The 22,191-nt window shown below is 73.5% G+C and carries 18 protein-coding genes; 9 read left to right on the top strand and 9 right to left on the bottom strand.

What is annotated here, in order from left to right; translation table 11 throughout:
• The first annotated feature begins 43 nt into the window (after window positions 1–43).
• Complete coding sequence (locus FH610_RS14325) at window positions 44–487, top strand: GNAT family N-acetyltransferase (protein ID WP_139574884.1); 444 nt, start codon at window positions 44–46, stop codon at window positions 485–487.
• A 78-nt stretch (window positions 488–565) separates the two neighbouring features.
• Window positions 566–1,186, top strand: coding sequence for a signal protein (locus tag FH610_RS14330; RefSeq protein ID WP_205825757.1), 621 nt, complete (start codon window positions 566–568; stop codon window positions 1,184–1,186).
• Window positions 1,187–1,250: 64 nt separating this feature from the next.
• Here FH610_RS14330 and FH610_RS14335 read toward each other — a convergent pair whose 3' ends face one another.
• Genes FH610_RS14335 through FH610_RS14345 form a run of 3 tightly spaced genes read right to left on the bottom strand, consistent with a single transcriptional unit; the run spans window position 1,251 to window position 5,132 of the window.
• Window positions 1,251–3,257: a hypothetical protein gene (locus tag FH610_RS14335; RefSeq protein WP_139574885.1), complete on the bottom strand. Its 2,007-nt coding sequence runs from the start codon at window positions 3,255–3,257 to the stop codon at window positions 1,251–1,253.
• Window positions 3,258–3,294: 37 nt separating this feature from the next.
• A complete protein-coding gene (locus FH610_RS14340) occupies window positions 3,295–4,233 on the bottom strand; it encodes a carbohydrate kinase family protein (protein ID WP_139574886.1) in 939 nt (312 codons plus the stop codon).
• Window positions 4,230–5,132, bottom strand: coding sequence for a pseudouridine-5'-phosphate glycosidase (locus tag FH610_RS14345; protein WP_139574887.1), 903 nt, complete (start codon window positions 5,130–5,132; stop codon window positions 4,230–4,232). Before FH610_RS14345 ends, FH610_RS14340 begins: the two co-directional genes overlap by 4 nt.
• A 232-nt stretch (window positions 5,133–5,364) precedes the next feature.
• Here FH610_RS14345 and FH610_RS14350 point away from each other — a divergent pair, with 232 nt between their 5' ends.
• From FH610_RS14350 to FH610_RS14380, 7 genes are all read left to right on the top strand, one after another.
• Complete coding sequence (locus FH610_RS14350; protein ID WP_139574888.1) at window positions 5,365–6,903, top strand: phytoene desaturase family protein; 1,539 nt, start codon at window positions 5,365–5,367, stop codon at window positions 6,901–6,903.
• Window positions 6,904–6,953: 50 nt separating this feature from the next.
• Entirely contained in the window at window positions 6,954–7,643 is a 690-nt protein-coding gene (locus FH610_RS14355; protein WP_276607665.1) for a response regulator transcription factor, read from the top strand.
• Window positions 7,640–9,073 carry a sensor histidine kinase gene (locus FH610_RS14360; RefSeq protein WP_139574890.1) on the top strand — a complete coding sequence of 478 codons (1,434 nt, stop codon included), beginning with the start codon at window positions 7,640–7,642 and terminating at the stop codon, window positions 9,071–9,073. The genes FH610_RS14355 and FH610_RS14360 overlap by 4 nt, the downstream gene beginning before the upstream one ends.
• 131 nt (window positions 9,074–9,204) lie before the next feature.
• The gene (locus FH610_RS14365) at window positions 9,205–10,146 is read left to right on the top strand and encodes a glycosyltransferase family 2 protein (protein ID WP_205825758.1); all 942 of its coding nucleotides are present in this window, start codon (window positions 9,205–9,207) and stop codon (window positions 10,144–10,146) included.
• Between the two features lie 347 nt (window positions 10,147–10,493).
• On the top strand, window positions 10,494–11,666 hold the full coding sequence (locus FH610_RS14370; protein ID WP_139574891.1) for a bifunctional glycosyltransferase family 2/GtrA family protein: 1,173 nt from the start codon (window positions 10,494–10,496) through the stop codon (window positions 11,664–11,666).
• Window positions 11,663–13,744, top strand: coding sequence for a glycosyltransferase family 39 protein (locus FH610_RS14375; RefSeq protein WP_139574892.1), 2,082 nt, complete (start codon window positions 11,663–11,665; stop codon window positions 13,742–13,744). The genes FH610_RS14370 and FH610_RS14375 overlap by 4 nt, the downstream gene beginning before the upstream one ends.
• Window positions 13,745–13,810: 66 nt before the next feature.
• Window positions 13,811–14,227: a ferritin-like domain-containing protein gene (locus tag FH610_RS14380; RefSeq protein ID WP_139574893.1), complete on the top strand. Its 417-nt coding sequence runs from the start codon at window positions 13,811–13,813 to the stop codon at window positions 14,225–14,227.
• A 243-nt stretch (window positions 14,228–14,470) separates the two neighbouring features.
• On the opposite strand, the gene FH610_RS14385 is transcribed toward FH610_RS14380, so the two are convergent.
• The 6 genes from FH610_RS14385 to FH610_RS14410 form a co-directional block, all read right to left on the bottom strand.
• Window positions 14,471–15,316, bottom strand: a complete 846-nt coding sequence (locus FH610_RS14385; protein WP_139574894.1) for a helix-turn-helix domain-containing protein — start codon at window positions 15,314–15,316, stop codon at window positions 14,471–14,473.
• A 67-nt stretch (window positions 15,317–15,383) separates the two neighbouring features.
• Window positions 15,384–15,599 (bottom strand): hypothetical protein, encoded by a 216-nt coding sequence (locus FH610_RS14390; protein WP_139574895.1) that lies wholly within the window; start codon window positions 15,597–15,599, stop codon window positions 15,384–15,386.
• A 41-nt stretch (window positions 15,600–15,640) separates the two neighbouring features.
• Window positions 15,641–17,383, bottom strand: a complete 1,743-nt coding sequence (locus FH610_RS14395) for an acyclic terpene utilization AtuA family protein (RefSeq protein ID WP_139574896.1) — start codon at window positions 17,381–17,383, stop codon at window positions 15,641–15,643.
• Window positions 17,380–18,180, bottom strand: a complete 801-nt coding sequence (locus tag FH610_RS14400) for an enoyl-CoA hydratase-related protein (RefSeq protein ID WP_205825759.1) — start codon at window positions 18,178–18,180, stop codon at window positions 17,380–17,382. The genes FH610_RS14395 and FH610_RS14400 overlap by 4 nt, the downstream gene beginning before the upstream one ends.
• Window positions 18,177–20,360, bottom strand: coding sequence for an ATP-binding protein (locus tag FH610_RS14405; protein WP_139574897.1), 2,184 nt, complete (start codon window positions 20,358–20,360; stop codon window positions 18,177–18,179). Before FH610_RS14405 ends, FH610_RS14400 begins: the two co-directional genes overlap by 4 nt.
• A 97-nt stretch (window positions 20,361–20,457) precedes the next feature.
• Window positions 20,458–22,056 carry an acyl-CoA carboxylase subunit beta gene (locus FH610_RS14410; protein WP_139574898.1) on the bottom strand — a complete coding sequence of 533 codons (1,599 nt, stop codon included), beginning with the start codon at window positions 22,054–22,056 and terminating at the stop codon, window positions 20,458–20,460.
• Window positions 22,057–22,191 lie beyond the last annotated feature (135 nt).

Consider the following 22,191-nt stretch of genomic DNA (forward strand, 5'->3'; position numbering starts at 1 on the left):
TCGGATTGGACGTATGTGCCTGGGTACTCCTAGAGTCCATTTCATGACGTCTGGTGATCTCCAGTTCCGGAGGGCCGAGAAGACCGACGCGGACGAGATCTTCGCACTCGCCCGCGAGTTCGCGGTGACGTTCCGGCCCGAGCGGGCGCCGTTCGACGCGGCGCTGCCGCAACTCCTGGAGAACGAGGACGCCTTCCTCATCGTCGCCACGGTCGAGGGGACCGTACGCGGCTACCTGCTGGGCTTCACCCACCTCACGCTGTTCGCCAACGGCAGGGTCGCGTGGGTCGAGGAGGCGATGATCGAGAGCGGCTACCGCCGCCACGGCATCGGGCGGCGGCTGCTGGAGGAGTTCGAGACGTGGGCGCGCTCACGGCAGGCCGGATACGTCGCGCTGGCGACCCGGCGGGCCGCCGAGTTCTACGGCGCCCTCGGCTACGAGGTGTCCGCCACCTACTACCGCAAGATGCTCAGACCGAAGACCTGAGTCCGCTATCCGGGCTCGCGGGATCGGGAAACTCCTGATCGACCTGAGGCCGGCGATGATCGCGTCTATGATTCCCGGATGCCTCCAAGGTCCGTTCTGCCGCTTCTGGTGCTTCTCGGTCTCCTCGTCGGGTGTGGCGCGGTCGGCCGCAAGAGCAGCACGGACGACGTCGTGTCTTCGGAGCCGTCCGCCTCGCCGGTGGAGTCCATCCAAGGACGCTGGTGGACGTGGGCGTCCTCCGAGACCGAGAGCACCAACCCCGTCGCGGACGACACCGGAGAGTTCTGCGACCGGAACCAGCCGGAGGACGTCTGGTTCCTCGCCGGGACCTTCGGCGGCACCGTACGGCGGACATGCGCGCTTCCCGCGGGGAGGCCGGTGGTGTTCCCGCTGGTGAATCTGGTCGGCTCCCAGGCGGACTGTGAGGACTTCATGGTCACAGCGAAAGGCCGCGCCGTCCTCGACGGCCGACCGGCCACGCCGGAACGGATGGAAGAGGAGGACGTCGCCGTGACCGGTGTGGCGGGCAATCCTCTGACCGGCGTGGAGGGAACGGAAACGTTCTACGCGTGTGGACTCTGGGTGCGCCTCCAGCCGCTGCGGCCCGGCCGCCACACGCTGACCGTCCACGGGTCCTCCGGTGGCTTCCGCGTCGGCGCCGACTACACGCTCATCGTCGGCACCGGGCGGCAGGCATGACCCGACCGCCCGTCCGGCGAGATCCCGTGCGCGTCGCGCCGTAGGCCACTCGCGGGCGGGACGGTCAGACGGCCGAGGTGAGCTGGGCGTCCAGGCGGTAGCCGTCCACGGTCACGTAGACCGAGTCGCCGGGCCGCGCGTTCAGCCGCATCAGGACCGGCTGGAGCGAGTCGAACACCGGCTGCCGGTCGCGCCACACCAGCACGACGGCGTTGTCCCCCGGGCCGGTGACCGACAGCAGCGTCCCCGGACGCATGCCGAGCTGGGCGGCGTACCCCTCGGGGACCGCCACCGGCTCGCCGCGCAGATGACCGCTGGTGACGTCGATCCGCTGCCAGCGGCGCGGGTCGGAGGCCGGGCTGGAGGTCGGGCGGGGGTTCGGCACCAGATGCGGCCGGGGCACGCCCCCCGCGAGGTTGCCGCCCGCCAGGTTCCCGTTCGGATGGCCGCCCAGGTTCCCGTTCACGGTGCCGTTCAGGTTGCCGCTCGTGAGCGCGCTGAGCGCGGCGAGCGCGGTGGCGGCGTCGGGCCCGTTGTTGGCCTGCGAGGGGATCGGGACCCCGCCGCGGCCGTGGTGGTGCCCGTTCGCGCCCGGCGTACGGCGGGGCAGCGGCGCGGGCTTCGCCGTCTGGTCGGGGCCGTGCCGGGTGGGCAGTGCGCCGGGTTCGGACGCGGAGCCCGGCTGCGGCATGGAGTCCAGCCACGCCTTGGCCGAGTGGGCGCGGATGCCGAGCTGGCCGAGCAGCTCCACGACGTCGGCGTCGGCGGGCTTGTTCGCCAGTAGCTGGCGGGTCTTCTCCCGCAGCCCCGCCAGGTCGCCGACCACGAGCCAGCCGTCCTGCAGGCGGCGGTCGGGCATCAGCGTCACCAGCACCCGCCACAGCGGCGTGCCGAGGGCCGGGACCTCGATGGGGTGGGACGGGTCCGCCGCGATGAGCTGCTCCTGGGTGGCGGCGGCGCCCAGCCACTCGGTGAGCCCGAACAGATGGCCGGTGAGCGGCGCGGAGTCGGGGGAGCGCAGCCACAGCAGCACCCGCTCCTCGGCCGTGCGCTGGGCCTGGGAGAGCAGTTCGCGGTCCACGTTGAGGTTGTGCGCCAGCGTGCGCAGGCTCACCGGCTCGGCGGCGAACAGCCGCTCGGCGGCGACGGCCCTGGCGAGCGGGTCCCAGCCGCGGAACAGGCCCTCGATTACCGCGACCATCGGGTGCGCGCTGAGGTCGGCCGGCTGCCGCTCCCGTGCCGCCTCGGCCGGCGGCTGGGCGGGGGCGGCCGCGGGCTGCGGGAGCGAGGCCCCGGACTGCCGGGCGAAGGGCTGGGTGGCGGGCTTGGCCGGCTCCGCGGCAGGCGCGGCGGGTGACGGGGCCGGTGACGGCGCGCCCTGCCCCGGCCGGGCGGGCGCCTGCCCCTGCTGCGCGGGTGTCTGGGCGGGTGCCGGCGCGGCCTGCCCGGGCGCCGGCGCGGCCGGCCGGGCGAACGGCTGTGAGGTGGTTCCGGGGGCGGTCGCCTGGGGGAACGGCTGAGACGTCGTCCCCGGCGCGGCCTGCGGAAGGGGCCCGGAGGCGGGACCGGCGGGCGCCTGCGCCTGTGCCTGGGGTGCGGCCTCGCCCCCCGCGAGCGCCTGCGCGGACCGCCCGGACGCCAGCTCGCTCTCCAGGCGCGCGAACACCTCACGGAACACCGTGGTCAGGAGGACCTCGGGCGAGGCGGGGGCGGCCGGGGCCTGGAGATCGCACGGCGTCAGACGGCGCAGCCGGTACCACCCGCCGAGGTGGTTGACCACCGCGCGTACGGGATCGGGCCAGCCGGGCATGGCCGGGTCCACGGTGTGCACCTGGAGCGCCGGGAGCAGGTCGGTGAGGGGCAGGTGATCCCATCGGCCGACGGCCAGGCGGGCGAGCCGCTCGCAGAGCCAGTCAACGCCGGTCGCCCGCATCGCGCGGCCGATCCCGACGGATGCCCACCAGCCGCCGGGCAGGCGCGGGTCGGCCAGCATCTCGGCCACCTGCTGAGGACGGCTCCAGCGCAGGGCCGGGACCAGGTCGCTCAGGCAGATCGTTGACTCGGCGTCCATCGGTATGACCGCACCCTCCCGAGAGTGACGCATGTTGCTAATGGTGCAGCTTACGCCGCAAACCAGCAATTGGTGTCAATAGGGTAAAGTTCCCAGGATCCGGCCGGGCGCCGACCTGCGCGACCGCCGCCGCGCCCGTCTCACACCCCTTGCGCAGGGCTTCCTCGGGTGCGCTCCCGGCCATCGAGGCGACCAGGAACCCCGCGGCGAACGCGTCTCCCGCGCCCGTCGAGTCGACCACCTCCGCCGGGGGCGCGGCCGCTCTGGCGACTATACGGCCATCGCGGGCCAGCAGGGCACCACCGGCCCCCAGCTTGACCACCGCCGTGCCGTAGTGGGCGCTGAGCGTGCGGGCCGCCGCCTCCGGATCCGGGGCGTCCGCGAGCAGCAGCGCCTCCTCCAGGTTGGGGATCACGACGCTCGCCGGGGCGGTCTCGCGGAGGAACCGCTCGGTGCCGAACGCGCGCAGCGGCCCGCAGGAGGCCGGATCGACGCTGACGGGGATCCCGCGCCCGGCGGCCTCGCGCATGGCGAGCCGCACGAGCTCCAGGCCCGGCTCGGCGAACATCGTGTACGCCGACAGGTGCAGATGCCCGACCCCGTCGAGCAGGTCGGGCGTCCAGTCGCCGACCCCGATGTGGCCGCTCGCCCCGCGGTTGGTGAGCATGGACCGCTCCCCGGTGGAGTCGACCATCGCGATCACGACGGCCGAGGGCCGTTCCGGGTCGATCCGCAGGTGCGGCCGGACCCCGGCCCTGGTCAGCTGGGCCGCGTGCCACTCGCCGGTGTCGTACCCCGCCCGCGCGAGCAGGCGGGTGTCGGCGCCGAGCCGGGCGGCCCAGGAGGCGGTGTTCGCCCCCGAGCCGCCCGGGCGCAACGCGATGTCGGCGGGCGTGTCGGTGCCGGTGGCCGCGGGGCCGTCGTGTAGCGCGACGACGTCGGTGACCACGTCGCCGATCACCAGCAGACCGCTCACCCGGCCGCCCAGGCGGCCGCGATCTCCCCGGCCAGGCGGGTGTTGCCGCGTACGGCCGCGAGGTTGGCCTCCAGCGACGCGCCGCCCGTGCCCTCGACCAGGTATTCCAGCAGGAACGGGGTGATGGCCTGCCCGGTGATCCCGCGCTCCTCGGCGGCGCGCAGGCCCTCCGCGAGCACCCGGTCGTGCAGGTCCGGGTCGAGCTGGAGCTCGGCCGGAACCGGGTTCGCCACGATCAGCGCCGTGTCCAGCCCGCCGAGCGCGTCCTGGGCCCGCATGACGCCGGCGGCCTCCTGCGGCGTCTCGACGCGCCAGTCCACCGGCTCACCGGAGCTGTGCAGGTAGAAGCCGGGGAACTCGTCGGTCCGGTAGCCGACGACGGTGACCTGCTTGGTCTCCAGCCGCTGGAGCGTCGCGGGCACGTCGAGGATCGACTTCACCCCGGCGCACACGACCGTGATCCTGGTGCGGCTGAGCGTGTCGATGTCGGCCGACTCGTCCTGCACCGTGGTCCAGCCGCGGTGGACGCCGCCGAGACCCCCGGTGGCGAAGACCCGCACGCCCGCGCGGGCGGCCAGGAACGAGGTGCCCGAGACCGTCGTGGCACCGCTCAGCCCGAGCGCGGCGGCCGGGGCGAGGTCGCGGAAGCCGAGCTTGCGCAGGCCCGGCTCGGTCGCGATCCGCTCCAGCCCGTCCTTGTCCAGGCCCACCCGGGGGACGCCGTCCAGCACCGCCACCGTCGCCGGCACGGCCCCCGCCTGCCGGACGATGTCCTCCAGTTCGAGGGCGACCTGGAGGTTGCGGGGCTGGGGAAGCCCGTGGGAGATGATGGTGGACTCCAGGGCGACGACCGGACGGCCGCCGGCCAGCGCCTCTGCGACCTCATCGGAAACGCGCATGTCTCTCCTGTCTCCCGCTTGGGGTGCTTTCGTTGGCGGAAGATTGTCCGCTTCGGCATATTCTGCCCGGGTCATGCGGGGGATCTTGCGATAAGTTGCGGGCGTCCGCCCAGGCCCACCCGCCATCCTCCCGTCACCCCCTCCGAGACCCTCCCACGTCCGCCGCCGCGACCCGCGTCCGGCCCGCATGCAACCGCGACACCGAGCCACGTACGACCCGGGAGAACGCTCCATGCCACGCTCGCACTACGACGTCGTCATCGCCGGCGCCGGGCACAACGGCCTCGTTGCCGCGGCCTACCTCGCCCGGGCGGGGCGCAGCGTGCTGGTCCTGGAACGCCTCGGCCACGTGGGCGGCCTCGCGGTGTCGGCCCGCGCGTTCCCCGGCGTGGACGCGCGGCTGTCGCGCTACTCCTACCTGGTCAGCCTGCTGCCCACGAAGATCGTGCAGGATCTCGGGCTGCGCCTCGACCTGCGCCGCCGCCGCTTCGCCTCCTACACCCCGGCCGGCGACACCGGCCTGCTCGTGGACAACGAGGACGCCGCGCGCACCGCCGCCTCCTTCGAGGCGGTGACCGGGGGGCGGCACGACCTGGCGGCCTGGGAGCGGTTCTACGGGATGACCGCCCACGTGGCCCGGCGGGTCGCGCCGACGCTGCTCGAACCGCTGCGCGGCCGTACGGCTCTGCGGGAGGTCGTGGGGGACGACGAGGCGTGGCGCGACCTGTTCGAACGGCCCGTCGGCGAGGTGGTGGACGAGCGGTTCGCCGACGACACCGTGCGCGGGGTCGTCCTCACCGACGCCCTGATCGGCACCTTCGCCGATCCGGCCACCGACCTGCTGGCCAACCGGTGCTTCCTCTACCACGTCATCGGCGACGGCACGGGCGACTGGAACGTGCCTGTTGGCGGCATGGGCGCGGTGACCACCGAGCTCGCCGAGGTCGCCCGGCGGCACGGGGCCGAGATCCGCACCGGCGCCGAGGTGCTGGCCATCGACCCGGGCACGGGAGAGGTCACGTTCGACGACGGCGCGGAGCACGCGGTGACAGCGGGGAAGGTGCTGGCCAATCTGCCGCCCGCCGTGCTCGCCCGGCTGCTTGGGGAGACTCCCGAGCAGCCCGAGGGCGCCCAGCTCAAGATCAACATGGTGCTGTCGCGGCTGCCCCGGCTGCGGGACCCCGCCGTGGACCCCGCCGAGGCGTTCAGCGGCACCTTCCACATCAACGAGAGCCGCGATCAGCTCGCCGCGGCGTACGCGCAGGCCGCCGCGGGGAAGGTGCCGGACCTGCCGCCCGCCGAGGTCTACTGCCACTCGCTCACCGACCCCTCGATCCTCGGCCCGCGGCTGCGGGAGGCGGGGGCGCACACGATGACGCTGTTCGGCCTGCACATGCCGGCGCGCCTGTTCACGGACCCGGCGGCCAAGCGGGAGGCGCTGGCCCGCACGCTCGCCTCGATCGATTCCGTGCTCGCCGAGCCCATCGAGGACTGCCTGCTGCGCGCGCCCTCGGGCGAGCCCTGCCTGGAGGTCAAGACCCCGCTCGACCTGGAGCGGGACGCGGGCCTGCCCGGCGGCCACATCTTCCACCACGACCTGTCCTGGCCGTACGGCGAGGAGGGCGGCCACGGGGCTCGGCCTGCTCAGTGGGGCGTCGAGACGGCGCACGAGCGGGTGCTGCTGTGCGGCGCGGGCGCCCGGCGCGGCGGCGGCGTCAGCGGCATCCCCGGTCACAACGCCGCGATGGCGCTCTTAACGGAACCTTCATGACGCTCGGGTAGCTTGTGCCGGTGCGTGAGGAACCGGCAAAACTACTGGTAGTGGACGACGAGCCCGCTCTCAGGGAGGCGTTGCGCAGCAGCCTGGAGTTCGAGGGCTACGCGGTCGAGACCGCCGCGGACGGGCTGACCGCGCTCGACCTCCTCGACCGCGCCGCACAGAACGGGGGAGCGTACGACGGGGCCCTCCTCGACGTCATGATGCCCCGGCTCGACGGGCTGACGACCTGCCGACGGCTGCGCGCCTCGGGCAACCGGCTCCCGGTCCTCATGCTGACCGCGCGCGACGCCGTCGGCGACCGCGTCTCCGGCCTGGACGCCGGGGCGGACGACTACCTGGTCAAGCCGTTCGAGCTCGACGAGCTGCTCGCCCGGGTGCGGGCGCTGCTGCGGCGCGGCGGGCAGTACGCGCAGAACGAGAGCGGCGGCGACGTCCTCGCCTTCGGCGACCTGCGCATGGACACCGTGAGCTGGGAGGTCACCCGGGCCGGCCGCAGGCTCGACCTCACCCGCACCGAGCACCTGCTGCTCGAACTGTTTCTCACCCATCCCCGGCAGGTGCTCACCCGCGAGCAGATCCTTCGGGAGGTGTGGGGCTTCGACTTCGAGCCGTCGTCGAACTCGCTCGACGTGTACGTGATGTACCTGCGGCGCAAGACCGAGGCGGGCGGGCTGCCGCGCCTGATCCACACCGTGCGCGGCGTGGGCTACGTGCTGCGGCCGTCGCCGTGAGGCGGCGTTCGCTCCGGTCCCGGCTCACCCTGCTGATCGCGGCGGCGGTCGCCCTGGCCGTCGCGGTGGCGGCGGCCGTGTGCTGGCTGTTCGTCCGCGGCGAGATGCGCGGCCAGATCGTCGGCTCGATCACGCACCTGCGGCCGCCGGCGCAACAGGTCGGGTTCGCGCTGCGGGACTGCGCCGGTCAGGGACGCAAGGAGGGCCACCCGCGGCCCGACTGGGACCCCTCCGGGCGCAGCTGGCAGGTCGTCCTGGCGGACGGCTCGGTCTGCGTCGCGTCCGGATCGGCGCAGGTGACGCCGACCGCGCGGGAGCGGGTGATGGCCGTCTCCGGCGGCACGCCCGTGCTGCGCGACGCGGTCACCACCGACGGCACCTCCGTGCTCGTCTACACCTTCAGATATGAGCCTCGTCTCGGCGGCCCGCCGGGCGACGCCGCGCAGTTCCCGGAGCCGCCCCTGCCGCAGGGCCCGGTGACGGTCAGCGTGTTCCGCTCCACCGCCGAGATGGACCAGACGCTCCGCATCCTCGCCCTCGTCTTCGGCTCGGTCAGCGTGCTCGGCGTGCTCGGCGCCGCCGTGGCCGGTCTCTGGCTGGCCCGTACGGCGCTGCGCCCGGTGGAGGGGCTGACCCGCGCGGTCGAGCACGTGGCCAGGACCGAGGACCTGCGTGTGACGATCCCGGTGGAGGGGGAGGACGAGATCGCCCGCCTCAGCCGGTCGTTCAACACCATGACCGCCGCCCTGTCCAGCTCGCAGGAGCGCCAGCGGCGGCTCGTGGCCGACGCGGGACACGAGCTGCGCACTCCGCTGACGAGCCTGCGCACCAACATCGACCTGCTGCTGCGCAGCGAGAACACCGGCCGCGCCATCGAGCCCTCGGCCAAGCGGCGGCTGCTGGCGAACGTCAAGGAGCAGTTCGAGGAGATGTCGAGCCTCATCGGCGACCTGCTGGAGCTGTCGAGGAAGGCGGAGAGCGGCGAGCTGTCGTCCGACATCGACCTGCACGAGGTGGTGGCGTCGGCGGTCGAGCGGGCCAGGCGGCGCGGCCCCGGGCTGCGCTTCGACGTCGACCTGGAGCCGTGGCAGGTCCACGGGGACGCCCGGGGCCTGCAGCGGGCCGCGGTGAACGTGCTCGACAACGCCGTGAAGTTCAGCCCGCCCGGGGGGCTGGTGACCGTGCGGCTCAAGGGCGGCGTGCTGACCGTGCGCGACGAGGGCCCCGGCATCCCCGAGGACGAGCTGCCGCACGTCTTCGAGCGGTTCTGGCGCTCGCCGTCGGCGCGCAGCCTGCCCGGCTCGGGGCTCGGCCTGTCCATCGTGGCACAGGCCGTACGGGACGCCGGGGGACGGGTCGCGATCGAGAACGCGCCGGGAGGCGGCACGCTCGCCACGGTCGAACTCCCCGGCGGCCCGCCCACCGCCTGACCTGCCTGGGCAGGCTCGGGTGCGTGGACGCCGAGGTCCGGCGGGGTCACCGCCGTCCGGGCGTCCGCGATCGGCCCGGATCCGCAGGTGACGACCACTAGGGTGGTGGGTTAACGCGACGGGAACGACGGATGACGAGATCCCGCTCGCTCCACCAGGTGCCGAGCCCGTTCGGGAGACGCGACAGGATGACCAGCCCGAAGGCCACCGTCGACGTGGTGGTGCTCACCATGAACGACCGGCCCGAGCCGTTCGAACGGGCGATGGAATCCCTTCTGGCCCAGCGGGACGTCGATCTGCGCGTGGTCATCGTCGGCAACGGCGTACAGCCCGATCACGTGCCCGCCGGGGCCCGTACGGTGGTCCTGCCCGTCAACGAGGGCATCCCCGCCGGGCGGAACGCCGGCTCCGACGCCCTCGCCGGGCCGGACGCCGGCGAGTTCGTCTTCTTCCTCGACAACGACGCCGTCCTGCCTGCCACCGACACCCTCGCCCGGCTCGTCGCCGTCGCCCGCCGCCACACCCGGGCGGCCTACATCCAGCCGCGCATCGCCGACCCAGGCACCGGGGTCACGCTGCGCCGGTGGGTGCCCCGCCTGCGCGCCGGCACGGCCACCCGGCCGGGCACCATCACCGTCATGGCCGAAGGCGTCGTCCTCATCCGCCGCGCCGACTACGAGCAGGCCGGGGGCTGGCCGGGCCACTTCTTCCTCTTCCACGAGGGCATCGACCTGAGCTGGCGGCTGTGGGACCTCGGGCGCACCGGCTACTACGCGCCGGACGTCGTCATCCACCACCCCGCCACCGACCCCGCGAGGCACGCTCCCTTCTACCGCCTCGTCGCGCGCAACCGCGTGTGGCTCGCCTACCGCCGGCTGCCCGCCCCGCTCATTCCCGTCTATCTGGCCCTCTGGACCGTGGTCAGCGTCGCGCGGATTCGCTCCCGTGCGAACCTCGCCGTCTGGTTCCGGGGGCTGCGCGAGGGCCTGAAGGGCGGGCACGGGCAGCGCAGTCCCATGTCCTGGGCCACCGTGGCACGGCTCACCCGCGCGGGCCGTCCCCCGATCGTCTGACCGGAGCCTCTCGGGAGCGTTCTCGCGTTCTCATCCGGGGTTAATGAACGCCTCAGGGCCGTCCCATTCCGGCCCGCGAGCGTGGGCCCATGAGCGAGCGACTCAACAGGCACAGCGCGGTTTGCACCGGCGTCATCGGCGCGCCTCCGGCGCGACGCCACTCCGAGCCGTCGGGCGAGGAGGCGGCATGAGCGAGCGAAGCGAGCGAATCGGTAAGCACAGTGCAATTTGCGAATGCAACTCCGAGCCGTCGGGCGAGGAGGCGGCATGAGCGAGCGAAGCGAGCGAATCGGTAAGCACAGTGCAATTTGCGAATGCAACTCCGAGCCGTCAGGCGAGGAGGCGGCATGAGCATGACGATGGTTTCCGGGCCGGCGGCGGGGGCGTCCCGCAGGACCCGCCTGGTCGAGGTTGTCGTCCCGGTGTACAACGAGGAGCGCGTCCTGGCCGCGAGCGTGGAGCGGCTGCACGCCTACCTGAGCGGCGACTTCCCGTACGGCTTCCGCGTGACGATCGCCGACAACGCGAGCACGGACGGCACGTGGACGATCGCCCGGCGGCTGGCCCGGGAGCTGCCGGGGGTGCGGGCCGTCCACCTCGACCAGAAGGGCCGGGGCCGGGCGCTGCGGCGGGTGTGGGAGTCCAGCGACGCCGACGTGGTCGGCTACATGGACGTGGACCTGTCGACCGACCTGGACGCGTTCCTCCCCCTGATCGCGCCGCTGATGACCGGCCACAGCGACCTGGCGATCGGGACCCGCCTGTCCCCGTGGTCCAACGTGGTGCGCGGCCCGAAGCGGGAGGTCGTCTCCAGGTCGTACAACCTGCTGCTGCGCTCGCTCATGGGGGCGCGCTTCTCCGACGCGCAGTGCGGTTTCAAGGCGGCCCGCACCGAGGTCGTGCAGGCCCTGCTGCCCGCCGTCAAGGACGAGGCGTGGTTCTTCGACACCGAGCTGCTGCTGCTGGCCGAGCAGCACGGGCTGCGCATCCACGAGGTGCCGGTCGACTGGGTGGACGATCCCGACAGCCGGGTGGACATCGTCAGGACGGCCGTGGACGACCTCAGGGGCATGTGGCGGGTCGCCCGGGGGAGCCTCGCGGCCCCCGCGGCACCGCCGTCCCGGACGTCGGTGCGCACGCAGATCCCGGTCTTCGCGGTGATCGGGGCGATCAGCACGGTGGCGCACCTGGCGCTGTTCTGGATGCTGCGCTCGGTGCTGCCGCCCGTGGCGGCCAACGCGATCGCGCTGTTGGTCACCGCCGTCGCCAACACCGCGGCCAACCGCCGCTTCACCTTCGGCGTGCGGGGCCGGGCGGGCGCTCTGCGGCATCACCTCGGCGGGCTCGTCGCCTTCGTCGCCGGGCTCGCGCTGACCAGCGGGGGCCTGGCCGCGCTGCCCGGCGGCGCGTCACGGGCGGCCGAGCTCGCCGCCGTCGTCGTGGCGAACGGCCTGGCCACCCTGCTGCGCTTCCTGCTCCTGCGATCCTGGGTCTTCGCGCCCCGGAAGGACTCCCGATGACCCTCGTCGCCGCCGTGACTCAGACAAGCCACCGGGCCGCGGCGGACAGGGTGACCCCGCTCCTGCGCTGGGGGAAGTGGGCCGTCCTCGTCCTCGCCGCCGTGCTCTACACGTGGGCGCTCGGCCGCAACGGGTACGCCAACGACTACTACGCCGCCGCGATCTACTCCGGCACGAAGAGCTGGAAGGCGTTCTTCTTCGGCGCGCTCGACGCCGGGTCGTACATCACGGTCGACAAGCCGCCCTTCGCGCTGTGGGTGATGGGCCTGCCGGCCCGGATCTTCGGGTTCGGCACGTGGAGCATGCTGCTGCCGCAGGCGGCGGCCGGCGTGGCGTCGGTCGCCCTGGTCCACTCCGCCGTACGGCGGGCGCTGCGCGGGCTCGACGCCCGTGCGGCCGGGGCCGCGGCCCTGCTGGCGGCGCTCGTCATGACGCTGACCCCCATCACCGTGGCCATCAACAGGGACAACAACCCGGACACCGTCCTGGTGCTGCTGCTGGTCGCGGCCGGATGGTTCTGCCTGGAGGCGATCCGCACCGGGCGCCTGCGCACGCTGCTGGTCACCGCCGTGCTGGTGGGTCTCGCCTTCAACACCAAGATGCTCCAGGCGTACCTCGTGCTGCCGGCGTTCGCGCTGACCTTTCTCTACGCCGCGCCGGGGGCGTTCGTACGCCGGATCGGGCGCCTCCTGGCCGCCGGGGCGGTCCTCGTGGTCACCAGCGCGTGGTGGATGGTCGTGGTCGACCGGTGGCCCGCGTCCTCGCGGCCGTACATCGGCGGCAGCACGGACAACACCGTCTGGGACCTGGTGATCGGTTACAACGGCCTGGGCCGGATCTTCGGCGGCGCGGGCAACGGCGGCGGCCCGGGACGACTTCCCGCCGACGCCCCGGAAGGCGTGACACGCGCCTTCGGCGGCGGCATGGGCGGTGGCGCTGGCGGCGGCGCTGGTGGCGGATTCGGCGGCGCGTCCGGCGCGGGCAGGCTGTTCAACGACGTCATGGCCGGGCAGATCTCCTGGCTGCTCCCGTTCGCCGCCGTGGCCCTCGTCTGCGGCCTCGTCCTGGTCGCCAGACCGGGCCCCGGGCCGTCGAAGGGGACCGCGAGGAACGCGGTGCGCGCGTCGCTGCTGGTGTGGGGCGGCTGGCTCGTCGTGCACTACGCCGTCTTCAGCTTCTCCAGCGGCACCTTCCACCCGTACTACACGACCGCGATGGCCCCCGCGGTCGCCGCGCTGACCGGCATCGGCGGCGTGCTGATGTGGCGGGCGGCACGCGCCTCGGCCGCCTGGCGGCTGATCCTGGCCGCCGCGGTCGCCGTGACCGGGGCCTGGTCGTTCGTCGTGCTGCGCCGTACGCCGGAGTTCGTGCCGTGGCTCGCCTGGGCCGTCGCGGGCGGCACGGTGGTCGCGGCGCTCGCCCTGGCGGCCACGCCGCTCGCGGGCCGCGGCACGGGGCGTGGCGGCCCGGCCGGGCGTGGGGGCCGGGCGGCCGCGCGGATCACGGCGGTGGCGCTCGCCGCGGCGGTCGCGGCCGGGCTGGCCGGTCCGGCGGCGTACGCGGTGACGCCGCTGGGCACGGCGGTGAACGGCACCAACCCCACGGCGGGGCCGTCGCAGGGCATGGGAGGACCGTTCGGCCGCGGCGGCTTCGGCGGCTTCGGCGGCCCCGGCGGGCGGCAGGGCGGACGCGGCATGCGCGGGCCCGGCGGCCAGGTGGACGCCGCGATGGCGGCCTACCTGAAGCGGAACAAGGGCGGCGCCACCTGGCTGGTGGCGGTGGACAGCGCGCAGAGCGCGTCGTCGCTCATCCTGTCCACCGGCGAGCCGGTCATCGCGATGGGCGGGTTCACCGGGTCGGACCCGGCGATGACGGTCGACAAGCTGCAGCGGTACGTCGCCGAGGGGAGGCTCACGTACATCCTGATCGGCGACGGCGGTTTCGGACCCTCCCGGGGCGCGAGCTCGGAGGTCACCGAATGGGTGAAGGCGCACGGCACGCAGGTCGAGCCCGCGGAGTACGGGGGCACGGACAGCGGCGCGGACGGCGGTGGGTCCTCGCTGTACAAGCTGGGCTGACGGCGTTCGGCCGCCTCCTCAGCGGGTACGTGATGGGACTTGCGACCGACGAAAGGACGACCCCACATGGACACCGAGGGCTTCATCGCCCTGCTCAACGAGGACCTGGAGAGCGAGTACCGCTCGATCGTGCAGTACGTGCAGCACACGGCCACGATCAAGGGCGCGCAGTACCTGTCGATCATCGAGGAGCTCAAGCAGCACCTCGGCCAGGAACTCGACCACGCGAGCACGCTGGCCGAGCAGATCGACTTCCTCGGCGGCGTCCCGAGCGTCCGCGTTCCCGAGGTGCCGGTGGCGACCGACGGCGCCGACGCCCTCCGGCTCGACCTGGAGTTGGAGCAGGAGCAGCTGCGCCGCTACCGCGAGCGTGTGGAGCAGGCCCAGGAACTCGGCCTGAGCGACGTGGCCGAGGCGCTGCGCCCGCTGCTGCAGCAGACCCAGGACCACGTCATGGACCTGCAGACCGCCCTGGGGAAGTGACGGACGGCCACAGGTGGAGTGAGGCGGGACGTCGCGGCCGGTGCCGGGCCGCGACGTCCCGCATGCGGGTGCCGAGGAGGACGAGCGCAACCGGCCGCCACCGCCGCCAGGGACGACCACGACGCCCGATGCGGGCCCATGAACAAGTCCCGCTGAGCGAATACCCATCGGGCGTTGTGGGTGGCCCAGCTCGAGCCACAGGCCCCGTCGGCGGCACCTCGCCGTGATCGTACGGCGGGCGGATCAGCGCGGCCTGGCGTAGTCGTCGAGGGCGCGCACGATCAGCGCCCTCGCGTCGTCGCGGAAGGCCGCCACCTCGCAGAACTCCTCGAACGCCTGGGCGTAGAAGGCGACGTCCTCGGCGTCGCGAAGCAGCAGGTCCCTGGTTCTGGTCGCCACCCCGACCAAGCGGTCGTCGTAGATCCAGAACGAGTTCATCAGGGCGGACGGCAACTGCGCCTCGAACGGCAGCAGCCCGAACTCCACGTTCGGCAGCGTGGTCACCGCGATCAGCCGGTCGAGCTGGCCGCGCATCACGTCCGGCGGCGCGAGCCGATAACGCAGCACCGCCTCCGGCATGACGAACCGGAACCGCCGCGCCGGGTCGTACAGGATCTCCTGGCGCCGCATGCGGACGCGGATGGCGTCGTCCACGTCGTCGGTGGACTCATGCACCCGCCTGACCTTGCCGAAGATGTGCCTGGCGTACTCGGTGGTCTGCAGCAGGCCGATCACCACGCCCGGCTCGAAGGCCCGGAACAGCCGCGTGCGCGTCTCCAGGTCGCGGACGTCCTCCTGCAGCGCGGCCAGGCCGTTCCTGTGCCGCTGCCGCCAGGAATCCTGCCGCTCCAGCAGGCCGGCCGCCTGCCGGATCAGGCCGTCGATCGTCTGCGGGTCGGCGTCCAAGGCCTTCCCCCATAGGGCCACGTCGTCCTCGGTGGCGGTCTGGCGGGCGTTCTCGATCCGCGAGACCTTCGACGGCTGCCAGCGCAGCCGCTCCGCGAGGTCCTTCCCGGACAGGCGGGAGTTCTCCCGCAACCGGCGTAGCTGGGCTCCCAGGTCCATGCGGGCCTGATGGAAACCGCTCATGCCCACCTCCGGCCGTGGTGCGGACCAAGGTAGACCCGGCACGCCGGATCACGCCAGAGGGCGGCCATCAGTCGTGATCAGGCAAGACCCGCCGGGCGATCTCGACGAGGAGTTCCCTCGGCACCTCGACCGCGGTCTCCCCGTCGAGCACATGGCGCAGGTCGGCGCGGGCCTCGCGGTCCACGACCTCCAGGCCCTGGACGACTATCGTGCCGCGGTCGGTCTCGTAGAGGGAGGGGCAGGCCCCCGCCTCCGACGTGGAGCCGAGAAAGCGCAATCGCATGTCCTTCTCTCCCGATTGGCGGCGATCGGGCGCAATCCTAGTCATGGGGGAACGGGCACGCACACGGCGCGAAGACGCTCGCCGAGCGCCTTCGCCTGGGCGTCCAGGAGCGGGCTGGCCGCCACGCCTCTGCCCAGGAGCCCGTGGACGACGAAGTTCAGCGCGTGCAGGTTCGGCAGCGCGAACCGCTCGATCGGGAGGTCGCCGACCTCCGGCAGCAGTTCCCTGAGCCGGTCCACGGTCAGGAACGCCGCGAGCCACGGATACCGTGCGGGGTCGCGCACCCACACGCCGAGGTTGGCGTCGCCGCCCTTGTCGCCCGACCGGGCGCCGGCGACCGTGCCGAGCGGGGCGACCGGCCCGGCAGCGAGATCCCCGGCGTACGGCGGAACCGCGGTGCCGGCCGCGTCGCCGGGCGGCGGCCCGCCCGCCTGCTCGCCCAGCACAGGGCCGGACGGCGGCACGTGCGGCACCTCGACGCGGAATCCGTCCACGGTCACCACCGGGAGCACGGCCTGCGCGTCGACCGACGAGGGCCAGTAGACCCCGTAGGGGGAGGCGTCGCCGGGCGGCGTCAGACCGTAGAAGCCGGGATAGCTCGCCAGACCGGTCTCCACGACGGCGGAGGAGAACGCCCGCCCCGCCCTGCGCGGATCGGGATCCATGACCGTGATCCGCAGCAACGCGGTCCCGGCGTCGCCCCCGCCGAGGGGGGTGAGCTCCACGTGGACCTGCTCGAACGACTCGCGGGGGACACGGGCCCAGATCGCCTCCTGCGCGATCCGGGCCTTGGCCGCGATGTCGAGGCCGGTCAGCACGAGCGTCATCGTGTTGCGGTGGCCGCCGAGGTAGGTGACGGCGACCTTCAGCGTGTCCGGAGGCGGTTCGCCGCGCACGCCCGTGATCCTGACCCGGTCGGGGCCCTCCTGCTCCAGCCGGACGGTGTCGAAACGGGCGGTCACGTCCGGTCCGAGGTAGCGGGGGGAGGCGATCTCGTACAGCAGTTGCGCGGTCACGGTCCCGGTCGAGACCAGCCCGCCGGTGCCGGGGTGCTTGGTGATCACGCTCGACCCGTCGGCGTACAACTCGGCGATGGGGAAGCCGCAGTGAGCGAGGTCCGGCACCTCTCCGAAGAAGGCGTAGTTGCCGCCGGTCGCCTGGCAGCCGCACTCGATCACATGCCCGGCGACGACGGAGCCGGCCAGCGGGTCGAGATCGCTCGGATCCCAGCCGAACCACCACATGCCGGGCCCGGTGACCAGCGCCGCGTCGGTGACCCGCCCGGTCACGACGACGTCCGCGCCGTGCTCCAGCGCCACGGCGATCGGCCGGCCGCCGAGGTAGGCGTTGGCGGTGAGCGGGGCCGCCCGCAGGGTCTCGCCGGTGTCCGCGTTGACCGGCGGTTCGGCGAGTGGCATGAGGTCGTCGCCGGTGACGTGGGCGACGGCCGCGCGCAGCCCGAGCCGGTCGGCCAGGGCCGAGACCGCCTCGGCGCAGCCGGCCGGATCGAGGCCGCCCGCGTTGGCCACGACTCTGATGCCCCGGTCGAGGCAGGTGCCGAGGACCTGCTCCATCTGCGTGAGGAACGTACGCGCGTAGCCGGGGCGGCCCTTGAGCCGGTTGCCGGCGAGGATCGACATGGTGAGCTCGGCGAGCCAGTCGCCCGTCAGCACGTCGATCGGCCCACCCTCGACCATCTCCGCGGCGGCCGACAGCCGGTCGCCGTAGAAGCCGCCGCAGTTCGCGACCCGCATCGGTCCCGGCCGTCCGGCCTCCGCCGTCATCGTCCCGCGTCTCCGGCCGGGGCCTCGGCGGGCACCCAGGCGGCGGGCCGTTTCTCCGCGAAGGCCCGGATGCCCTCCTGCCCCTCCTCCGAGGTGAAGCGCTCGGCCGACAGCGCGGCCATCGCGCGGAACCCCTCCTCGACCGGCAGCAGCGGCACCTCCCGCACGAGCCGTTTGGTGATCGACAGCGCCTCGGGGCCGCCGCGCAGCAGCATGCCGGTGTAGTGCGCCACGGTCGCGTCGAGGTCCTCCTCCGGGACGGCCCGGGTCAGCAGGCCGATCTCCACCGCGCGTTCGGCGGTGAAGACCTCTCCGGTCAGGAAATACTCGGCCGCGGCCCGGGGCTCCAGGCGCCGCAGGCAGGTGACCGCGATCATGGCGGGGACCACCCCGAGCCGCACCTCGGTGAAGGCGAACGACGCGGTCGCCGGGGCGACGGCGAAGTCGCAGGCCGCCACCAGGCCGAGGCCGCCCGCTCGCGCCGTGCCGTTCAGACGGCACACGACCGGCTTCGGGCTCTCCCAGATCCGCAGCATGATGTCGGGGAACGACGCGGTGACCGGCGCCCCTCCGCCGCGCTGCTCCTTCAGGTCGGCGCCCGCGCAGAACACCGGCCCCGCGCCGGTGAGCACGACGACCCGTACGGCGGGCTCGTCCAGCGCCCACGACAGGGCGTCGTCGAGCTGCCGCAGCAGCCGGGACGACAGGGCGTTGCGGTTGTGCGGCGAGTCGAGCGTGATCGTGGCCACGCCGCCCGCCTGCTCCCGGCGTACCAGCACCTCCTGGGGTTCGCTCACGGCCGGCTCGCCTCCCCGCCCGGATCCGCGCCGATCTCCCTGCCGATCTCTGTCCCGATTTCTGGGCCGATCTCCGCGCCGATCTCTGGGCCGCCGTGCGTGCCCGGATCCGCGCCGCGATCCGGGTCCGAACCCGCACCGGTCGCAGGGCTGGCTGCGGTCCCTGACTCCGTCGCGGGCTCCGTTCCGGTGCCTTCCGGGTGCGGGCCGCCGTCCGGTTCCCGCGGCGGCGACGGCTCGATGACGGCGAGCGGCACGCCCGCCTCGACCTGCGCGCCCGGCGTCACGTGCAGCGCGGCCACCGTGCCCGAGGCGGGGGACACGATCAGGTGCTCCATCTTCATCGCCTCCAGCACGACCACCGGCTGCCCGGCCTCGACCACGTCACCGGGCTTGACCTCGACACGCAGGACCGTACCCGGCATCGGGGCGGGCAGTGCTCCCGGCGTCACGCGCGCGGCCGGTTCGGGCAGCCGCTCGACCGGGGTGAGCCGCACCGGACCGAGCGGAGAGTCGACATGCACCATGCCGGGGTGCATGTCGGGGTAGGCGGCCACCTCGAAGGCGTGCCGCAGGCCCGCCGTCTCCAGCACCACCCGGCCGGGTTCCGCCGCCACGAGCGTGACGTCCTCGAAGCCGTCGGCTCGCAGCCCGTCCCTGGTCAGCCGGTAGGCGATCTCCAGGCGTCCGCCGTCCTCGGCGGAGAACACCGCTTGTTGCGGCTGGGACGGGACGTTGCGCCAGCCGCTCGGCAGCCCGCCCAGCACGCCGTCGCGCCGGGCGGCCGCGCGGCCGGCCGCCGCCCCGGCCAGCGCCGCCGCGAGCGCGGACAGCCGTACGGCCTCGGGACCGGCGAGCGGGGCCGGTGCGGGATGCCGGTCGAGGAAGCCGGTGTCGAGCGCCCCGGACAGGAAGTCCGGGTGCCGCAGCACTCCCACGAGCAGGTCGCGGTTGGTCGTAAGCCCGTGGATGCGCGCCCGCGCGAGCGCGTCCGCCAGCCGCCGGGCCGCCTCCGCCCGGTCCCGGCCGTAGGAGACGACCTTGGCCAGCATCGGGTCGTAGTGGACGCCCACCTCCGAGCCGGAGAGCACTCCCGAGTCGAGCCGCAGCCGTGCCCCGAGTCCGAACTCGCCGTCCACGCCGGGGATCTCGAAACGGTGCAGCACGCCGCTCTGCGGGCGGCCCCCGGAGTCCTCCGCGTACAGGCGGGCCTCGATCGCGTGACCGACCGGGCTCGGCGGCAGCGCGGCGAGATGGGCGCCCTCGGCCACCTCGATCTGCAGCCGGACCAGGTCCACCCCGTAGACGCACTCGGTGACCGGGTGCTCCACCTGGAGGCGGGTGTTCATCTCCAGGAAGAAGAAGCCCTCGTCCGACAGCAGGAACTCGACGGTGCCCGCGCCCTGGTAGCCGATCGCGCGGGCGGCCCGGATCGCCGCCTCGCTCAGCTCGCGGCGCAGTTCGGGGGTGACCGCGGGGGAGGGGGCCTCCTCGATCACCTTCTGGTGGCGGCGCTGGATCGAGCACTCGCGCTCGCCGAGCGCCCAGACCGTGCCGTGGGCGTCGGCGAGGATCTGCACCTCGATGTGGCGGGCGCCCTCCAGCAGCGGCTCGGCGAACAGCGTCCCGTCGCCGAAGGCCGACAGCGCCTCCCGCCGGGCCGACTCGACGGCCCCGGCCAGATCGGCCGGATCGCGCACCACCCGCATGCCGCGCCCGCCGCCGCCCGCCGACGCCTTGACCAGCACGGGAGCCGTCATCTCCACCAGGCCGTCCGGGGACAGCGGGATGGTCGGCAGGACCGGCACGCCGGCCTCCGCCATCAGCGCCTTGGCCTCGATCTTCTTGCCCATGGCGGCGACGGCCTCGGGAGAGGGGCCGATCCAGGTCAGCCCGGCGTCCAGCACGGCGCGGGCGAAGCCGGCGTTCTCCGACAGGAAGCCGTATCCGGGGTGGACCGCGTCGGCTCCCGACCTGCGGGCCGCCTCGACGATCCGCTCCGGGTCGAGGTACGCCAGGGGGGCGCCCAGCCGTACGGCCTGGTCGGCCTCGGCGGTGTGCGGGGCGGACGCGTCGGCGTCGGTGAAGACGGCGACGGTCTCGATTCCCAGCTCCCGGCAGGTGCGGAAGACCCGGCGGGCGATCTCCCCGCGGTTCGCGACCAGCAGCCGCCCGATCATGACCCCTCACCCCCGTCGATCTGCGTGAACACGGTGCCGATGCACGCGGTGCCGATGAACACGGTGCTGATGAACACGGTGCTGATGAGCATGCCGGTCACATCCGGAAGACGCCGTAGCCGGCCCGGCCGGCGTCCGGCGCTCCCGCCACCGCCGACAGGCACAGCCCGAGCACCGTACGCGTGTCACGGGGGTCGATGACCCCGTCGTCGTACAGCCGGCCGGACAGGAAGAACGCCGCCGACTCCGACTCGATCTGCGCCTCGACCGCCGCGCGCATCGCCGCGTCGGCCTCCTCGTCGTAGACCTGCCCCCGCGCCTGGGCGGCGGCCCGGCCCACGATCGACATGACGCCCGCGAGCTGGGCCGGCCCCATGACGGCCGACTTGGCGCTCGGCCAGCTGAACAGGAAGCGGGGGTCGTAGGCCCGCCCGCACATGCCGTAGTTGCCCGCGCCGTAGGAGGCGCCCATGACGATCGTGATGTGCGGCACGGTCGAGTTGGCCACCGCGTTGATCATCAGCGCGCCGTGCTTGATGATGCCGCTCTGCTCGTACTCCCTGCCGACCATGTACCCCGTGGTGTTCTGCAGGAAGACCAGCGGCGTACGCGACTGGTTCGCGAGCTGGATGAACTGGGCGGCCTTCTGGGACTCCGCGCCGAACAGCACGCCGCTGGCGTTGGCGAGGACCCCGACCGGATGGCCGTGGACGCTCGCCCACCCGGTGACCAGGCTCGGCCCGTAGAGCGGCTTGAACTCGTCGAAGTCGCTGCCGTCCACCACCCGGGCCAGGACCTCGCGGGGATCGAAGGGGACCTTCAGGTCCTCCGGCACGATCCCCAGCAGTTCGTCCTCGTCGTACAGCGGAGCCGCGTAGCCGGGGACGGGAACGTTCCCGCTCTTGCGCCAGTTGAGGCGCCGCACGATGCGGCGGCCGATCCGCAGCGCGTCGTACTCGTCGGTGGCGAGGTGGTCGGCCAGCCCGGAGGCCCGCGCGTGCATCTCCGCGCCGCCCAGCGACTCGTCATCGGACTCCTCGCCGGTCGCCATCTTCACCAGGGGCGGGCCGCCGAGGAACACCTTGGCCCGCTCCCGCACCATGACGACGTGGTCGCTCAGGCCCGGCACGTACGCGCCGCCCGCGGTGGCGTTGCCGAAGACCAGTGCGATCGTCGGGACGCCTTCGGCCGACAGCCGGGTCAGGTCGCGGAAGACCTGGCCACCGGGGATGAAGATGTCCTTCTGCGACGGCAGGTCCGCGCCGCCCGACTCCACCAGGTTCACGTACGGCATCCGGTTGCGCAGCGCGATCTCGGCGGCGCGCAGCGTCTTGCGCAGCGTCCAGGGGTTGGACGCGCCGCCGCGCACGGTCGGGTCGCTGGCCGTGACGACGCACTCGACACCCTCGATCACCCCGATGCCGGTCACGACGCTCGCGCCGACGGGATACTCGGTGCCCCAGGCCGCCAGCGGGGACAGCTCCAGGAACGGCGAGTCGGGGTCGACGAGCAGTTCGATCCGCTCGCGGGGGAGCAGCTTGCCGCGCTCCCGGTGCCGTTGGACGTACTTGGGCCCGCCTCCGGCGACGGCCTTGGCGTGCTCGGCCTCGAGCTCGGCGAGCTTCGCCAGCATGGCCTCGCGCCGCGTTCCGTACTCGCCGCTGGAGGTCTCCAGCCGGCTGACGAGCACCGTCATGGCACCACCGAACCGAGTTCTGTCACCTGATGATCCTCCGTGGTGAGCCGCCGTCACGTCAACGAGCCGGGTCCGGCCTCCGGGTCGGCCCCGGCCGAATCAACCCCAACCTGAACCAGCACCGACCCGAACCGG

The sequence above is a fragment of the Microbispora catharanthi genome, assembly GCF_006334915.2.
GTDB classification, from domain to species: Bacteria; Actinomycetota; Actinomycetes; order Streptosporangiales; family Streptosporangiaceae; genus Microbispora; species Microbispora catharanthi.